This window comes from Methanobrevibacter sp. (assembly GCF_045646205.1).
Classification (GTDB): domain Archaea; phylum Methanobacteriota; class Methanobacteria; order Methanobacteriales; family Methanobacteriaceae; genus Methanocatella.
Window position 1 is genome coordinate 1 of the sequence record NZ_JAZRKF010000030.1, and the last position, 3,687, is coordinate 3,687.

Annotated in this window: 1 protein-coding gene; it reads left to right on the forward strand. The window is 33.0% G+C overall.

The genetic code is table 11. From position 1 onward, the window contains the following. Window positions 1-804: 804 nt before the first annotated feature. Window positions 805-3,687: hypothetical protein (locus ACKI44_RS06255; protein WP_407422611.1), on the forward strand; the 2,883-nt coding region annotated here is incomplete at its 3' end.

Consider the following 3,687-nt stretch of genomic DNA (forward strand, 5'->3'; position numbering starts at 1 on the left):
AACAATTATAAATACAATAAATAATATGAAATAATAGTGTATAATAAAGATTAAATTATGGTATCATGATTTCTATAATACAATATCTTCTTTTTTTACTTTATGATAATAGTTATGTTTAAATATAAAAATATCTATAACTAAATTAAAATTGATTCTTTATTTTTATATTTTGTTTCCAATACTCCTTTTTTTGATAACAATAAAGATTAAAAAATACCAAAAAACATTTTAATAAAAACAAATATTATACGTTTAATTCTATTTTTTTGTGGCAAATTTATCATTTTGCAAATTATTTTCACACTAAAAAATCTTATTGGTTCCTCCAGGTTCTATCGCCTTCCACTTTTTACTTATTTCCATACTTATTTATATATATACATAATTTCCTTATTCCTTCCAAAATCTGATTCCATCTCCGTCGCTTTTTATTTTTCTCGCCGAATTTTCTCTTCTTAAATTAACTAAATATAGCATGTTTGATAATTTACTTTCCTGATTATCAGTATTATAGAGCTTTTTTTTAATATTTATCACAAAAAGTCATTTTTTTTGTCTGTTTTATGTTTCTTTTTTCGTATTTTTGCAAGTCGATTTGTATAGTATGCTAAATAACGTATATTTTTGTGAATTAAAACAAGCTAAAAGACAAAATTATTGTATAACTATTTGAAATAACGAAAGATAAAAAAGAAAAAAGACAGAAAATAAAACAAAACAATATTAATAATTAAAACCACTACAATGAAAAAATTTATCATTTTTTTCTTGACCGCGTTTCTAATTCTGGGCTTTAGCCTTGTGAACGCGGAAAAATCGGCTCCAAAGGTGCCTGCGGTTGATGCTTTTTCTCTGCAAATTGCACCCAATAGCCACACTTATTCTATCGTATCAGATACGACCTTGAAATTTACCGTATCTGTTGCTTCTGGAAATGTGTCAAATGCTGCAACCATTCAGTGGTATGTAAATGGCAGTGTTTACGGAAGTAGTAACTCTTTTAGCTCCCCGAGCTCATTTAAACCTAATTTCCAAGTAGCTGGAAATTACGAAGTTTATGCAAAAGTTATCGATGGTAGCGACGTGCAACAAACTTCTGTAATTGAAGTTACAGTTTTGGAAAATTATACGGTTTCTGTCCTCGGTGCTAATACAGCTTGTTTGGGCGATAATGTTACTCTTACTGCTGAGTTGGGTAATGTTGAACCTAACAATCTTACCGCTTTCTCTTTCCAATGGAAAAAAGATGGTAATTATATACCTGGAGCAAATAGCGCTACCTATACTTTTGTAGCTACTGAAGATATGTCAGGTGATTACGTTGTAGAAGTTTCTCGTCCTGAATGTGCTCTTGTTACTTCTCATCCTCATCGTTTGGATGTGCTTCCAAGAGCTGTTGTCGATGTTGAACCTATTTGGTATTTATGTAATGGTTCTGTAACTGTTACTGCAGCTGCTTTCCCAGAATCTAATGGTACTCCTTATCAATGGATGTGGGTAGGTAATAATGATACTACTATTACTAATATCTCTTCTTTCACAACTTCTGAAGAAGGTATTTATTATGTGAAACCTCTATACCACGTTACAGGTTGTAATAATGCAGATAGCGCAAGGTTTGAAGTAAAAGCTCTTGAAGATTTTGAAATCCAATTCGCTCAAGAAATTATTAATACTTGTAATGGTGATCAAGTTGAATTGACTTTAAATGTTAATGATAGTTCTAATGTAGTTTATACTTGGTACGAAAATGGTGTAATCATTGAAGGCGCTAATACTAGTTTCTTAAGAACATCTCCTCTTGTTACAGGTGCTGATACTACATTATATAAATATGTAGTGGTAGCTAATACTACTGATGGTTGTTTCTTGGGTACTGATACTATGGACGTAATTGTTCGTCCGCAACACCAAATTCAACTTTTTGGCGACCACGCAATTTGTGCTGGTGCAGATGTAGTAATTAACGCTGCTTTTAATGTTCTAACACCTTCTCTTGATAATATGATTTGGTATCAAAATGGTGTAGCTATTTCAGGTCAAACTAATACAACTTTGACAGTTCATGATCTTGCTCCATCTGATGAACCTTATGTATTCCATGTTGAATATTATGATAATGCTACAGGTTGTCATTCAGTTAGTGAGCAAATCTTGGTTACAGTTTATGCTAACCCAGTTGTAAATATTACCCCTGAAACTGCTACAATCTGTCTTCAAGATGATGGCGTAACTCTAACAGCAAACTTGAACGATTGGAATGCTGAAAATTTAACTTTCCAATGGTATAAAGATAATTCAGAAATTGCAGGAGCTACTACTTTAATTTATACAGCAACTGAACCAGGTAACTATTCTATTAAAGTTACCCAAACAAGTACAGGTTGTACAGCAAATGATGCTATTGAAGTTAAGGTTAATACAATGCCTGAAATTACAATTTCTAATCCAGGTGCTGATGTAATCTGTGATGGTGGTCAAGTATTACTTAACACCGTTTTTGAAGGAGATGGAGAATTCTCATATGTATGGTACAGAAATGGAGTTCAAATTGAGGGCGCTAATTTGTCTTATTTGAATGACTCTCCATTAGCAGTTGATGGTGATAGTACTATATATGTATATGAGGTAATGGCTATCTCAAATGATGGTTGTTATTCAAATGTTGCTTCTGAGACTATTGTCGTTCGTCGTAACCATAGAATCGAAATCTTCGGTGACCACGATGTGTGTGTAGGTCCTAACAACATTACAATTGATGCTTATATTGATGGTGTAACTGGTAATTCTATTCATTTCGATAATATTACTTGGTATCAAAATGGTGCAATTATCACAAACTCTAATCCTAGCAGAACTTCTTTAATTAGAACTTATCCTGTTGCTGTTAATTTTGAGCCTTACACTTTCCAAGTTTCTTATTATGATCCTGAAACTCATTGTAATGCTATGAGTGAGCCATTCGTAGTTACTGTACACGATATGCCAGTTGTGAATATTACTTCTTCTGAAGATGTAGTATGCGAAGGTGGCGAAGTTACTTTAGTAGCTAATTTAAATGATTATAATGAGGATCAATATACTTTCCAATGGTATAAAAATGGTAAATCTGAAGAAAATAAAATCTTAGGCGCTACTTTACCTATTTATACTACTACAATGCCTATCGCTTCTGTTGACTCTTTCTTTGTACAAGTTATCCAAAGAAATACAACTTGTGAAAGATTTGCAAAGAAAGAAATCACAACAATTGCTGATCCTATCATCGAATCAATTACTTTAGATGTAAATGCAATTTGCGAAGGACGCCAAGTAACAGTAACCGCAACTTCTAATGCAGGTGAAGGCGCAGTTTACACATGGTACAGAAATGGTGATTTGATTGAAGGTGTAACCGCAGCTTCATTCACAGAATCTCCATTAGCAGTTGATGGTGATGCTACAGCATATGTATATTCAGCATATGTAACCACACCAGTATCAGGATGTCAATCTGCAATCGTAGCAGCAGAAGCATTGACAGTAAATGCTAATCCAACCGTAACAATTTCTGGCGATCCTATCGTATGTGATTTAGATGAAAATAATGTCACTTTAACTGCAAATGTAATTGGTGAACTTCCTATCGATTACCAATGGTATGAAAACGATACTCCTATCTCAGGTGAAACAAACCAAGTTCTT